This is a genomic window from Vibrio sp. OPT46 (genome assembly GCF_015163535.1).
GTDB lineage: Bacteria > Pseudomonadota > Gammaproteobacteria > Enterobacterales > Vibrionaceae > Vibrio > Vibrio alginolyticus.
Genome location: NZ_JADDYG010000725.1, coordinates 1 through 2,844, shown reverse-complemented (window position 1 = coordinate 2,844; position 2,844 = coordinate 1). Strand labels below are relative to the sequence as shown.

The following is a 2,844-nucleotide window of genomic DNA, read 5'->3' as shown; positions in this document are numbered from 1 at the left end:
TGATGTATTGCCAGTCAACGATGCTCCGGTATCTGGCGATTTGGCTTACAGCGTCGATGAAGACGGTTCAATCACATTGAGTCAAGAGCAGTTACTGGCTCAAGCGGGTGACGTCGACAGCGATAATCTAGAAGCGGTGAACTTAACCGCGGTAGCCAATGCAACCGTTGTTGAGAACCAAGATGGTAGCTTCACGATTACGCCTGATGCGAACTTCAATGGCGATATCGACCTAAGCTTCGACTTGATTGATAACGATGGTGCGAGCGTGGAAGTGGGCGTCGACCTAACGGTGAACCCAATTAACGATGCGCCGCAATCAACGCCAGTGAATATTGCTGGCACCGAAGATACCACCATTCTTATCACGCAGGACATGTTGCTTGTTAACGCGACAGACATCGATAACACCTACGACGAACTGTCTGCTGTCGACTTAGTGATTGATGAGCAATACGGTGACTTGCTAGACAACGGTGATGGTACTTGGTCATTCACTCCGGCTGAGAACTTCAATGGTGATGTGCCAATGTCGTTCGGCGTCAGCGATGGTGATTTAGTTACGCCGGTTGAAGGCAATCTAAACGTCGAAGCGGTTAACGATGCACCAGAAGCGCCAACCATCCAGATGCAAGGCGAAGAAGATGTGGTCATGGTGATTGACCCAGCTTACATCGCTGATCAAGTTACGGATCTTGATGGTGACGAAATCAGCGTAGAAAGCATCACGGTTCGTGCTCCTGCAAACGCGACATTAACCCAACAACCAGATGGTATGTACCACTTGGTGACCACTCAAGACTTCAATGGTTTGGTGGAACTGGGCTACACCGCGACGGATGGTGAAGAAGTGGTTGAAGGCTCGTTGAATGTGGATGTCATTCCAGTCAACGATGCTCCATTCAATGTGGGTAATGCCTTTATGGCAACCGACGAGGATGGCGCATTCACCTTCGACGCTGGCGACCTGATGAACTTGTTCGGCGATATCGATACTGAAAACCTAGTCGTATCACGCATTATCACCGCAGAAGGTGAAGATGGTGGTGAGGTAACAGACAACGGTGACGGTACTTGGACATTCACACCGACTGGCGATTTTGCAGGGGTTTCTGACTTGCAAGTTGTGGTAAGTGACGGTGAGTTTGAGACGGTACTTGATGTACCAGTGTTTGTTCGCCCTGTTGCGGATGGCGCAGTCATCACAACCGACCATGATGGTCCGTTAGTGTTCGGTGAGGACGAAACGGGTCACCTAGGCTTGAATGTCGGTCTAATCGACGATTCAGAAACGCTAAGTAACCTAGTGATGACTGGTTTCCCTGTTGGCTTCGAAGTTACGGATGGTGTGAACACCATTACCATTACGGAACCGGGTCAATACATCGACTTGAACGAGTGGGATATCTCAGACCTGCAAATGACGCCTCCGGCTGACTTTAATGGCGAGTTCTTCGTAACCGTGACCGCAACAACGGTGGATTATGGTGACGAGCCAGAAGAGTTCGAAGATGGTATCGATTCAGGTGACTTCGAAACCCTAGCGGGTGAACCCGTTATCCTAACCGCTGATGACCTAATCGGATTGGCAGAAAACGTAGACGCTGACGCGGGTGATGAAGTGAAATTCGTTCACCTAGCTGATCGCAGCCAAGGTGAGATAGTCGATAACGGTGATGGCACATGGACATTCAATCCAGCACCAGGCTTTACTGGTGAAGCGGATATCGCTTACGTGATTGATAAAGACGGTGTGCTTCATGATGAGCAAACAGGCGTGGTCGTGAAAGAAGACGCACCGCAAGAGAATGCTTCTCCAGAAATCGACAGTATTTCTACCACAGAAATGGCAGCGGATGGCACCTTGTCGTTCACCAATGATGACATGCTATCGACCTTGAGCGATGCTGAAGGCGACACCTTGAGCATTGAGTCAGTGAGCCTAATGGAAGGTCAAGGTGTGATAGAGACCGATAACCAAGGTAACTACCAATTCACACCAGCAGAAGGCTACACCGGAGATGTTCAAGTTGGCTTTATTGCAACTGACGGTGAAAACCGCATTGAGAGCTTCTTTAATGTCGACATCCAAGGTGAGGGTGAAACCACAACTAGCGAAGGCTACGCACTGGCTGATGATGGTTCACTAACCCTAACGGAAGCACAGTTGATTGATGAGCTTGGCATTAGCCCTTCAGCAGAAGTGTTGGATGTAGCCGATGCAAACGATGCTGGTTTCTTCGCGAAATCAGGTGATGAAGAGTGGACATACTGGCCGAACGATGACTTCGATGGCAATTTGGCTATGGATGTTCAGGTCAACGACAACGGTGAAGTATCGACTCAGAATCTGAGCATCCAAGTTGCGGACGATTCAGCGCAAAGTGACGAGCCACAAATTCAAACTGCTCAAGCATCATCAGAGCAGCAAGTTGGCGAAGCGCAACAGCCTGAAGAGCAAGCAGCAAACGGTGCAGACAGTGAAGAGGAGAGCGCAGCTGATGTGACTGCAGCACCAGGCGATACCATTTCTATCTCGGTTCCAGATGAGGTCAGTGGTAACGAATCGGTGGATTATGCAGAAATGTCCGGTCTACCTGATGGTGCATCGGTAAGCAACGCACTGGATAATGGCGATGGTAGCTTCACATTAAGTGGCAACCTCAACCAACCAGTATCAGTTGACCTACCAGAAGGTTACGAAGGTACGAGCGAAATCCAATTCCAAGGTTACGACGAATTGGGCAGCGCAGTAGAAGGTGCGAGTGGCACAGTTGAAGTTGAAGTCGATGATCAATACACCATGCAAGGTTCTGCTCAAGATCAGCAACCAGATATGGCGGG

The 2,844-nt window shown here is 49.5% G+C and carries 1 protein-coding gene; it reads left to right on the top strand.

Annotation, left to right across the window (positions count from 1 at the left end; genetic code table 11):
- Positions 1-2,844, top strand: a 2,844-nt coding sequence (locus tag IQR33_RS34400) for a tandem-95 repeat protein (protein WP_228014149.1), incomplete at both ends; no start/stop codon positions are given.